The sequence below is a fragment of the Lactobacillus sp. HBUAS51381 genome, from assembly GCF_012641095.1.
Classification (GTDB): Bacteria; Bacillota; Bacilli; order Lactobacillales; family Lactobacillaceae; genus Levilactobacillus.
Window position 1 is genome coordinate 1 of sequence record NZ_JAAVSC010000092.1, and the last position, 349, is coordinate 349.

Annotated in this window: 1 pseudogene; it reads right to left on the reverse strand. The window is 40.4% G+C overall.

What is annotated here, in order from left to right:
- Positions 1 to 349 (reverse strand): annotated as a pseudogene (locus HEQ50_RS12750) (transposase); the annotation flags it as partial.

A 349-nucleotide genomic window follows, 5' to 3' on the forward strand; every position in this document is an offset into this window, starting at 1 on the left:
CATTTGCATGTCCTTGACGGATAAGTCTTCGATGACAATCTTGTCATAATTATTGACCAGCTCCGTCGTAAACTTTTGCATGATGTCATGTTGGATATTGGCCACCTTACGATAGTCACGCTACAATTTGGCTCTCATTACAGCATAATTATTACTTTTAGGTGCCTTATTTCCTTTCACAACGCGTTTATGAGCTAGCTGCTGTTGGTAATACTTGACTCGCTGATACAATTTGTCTAATCGTTTCGGTAAAGTATTGATAACACCGGCAGTATAGTTTAAATGGCCAACGTTGACATCAACGGCGGAGCTTTTACCCGTTTGTGGCTTGTTTTCGAGTTCAACTTCA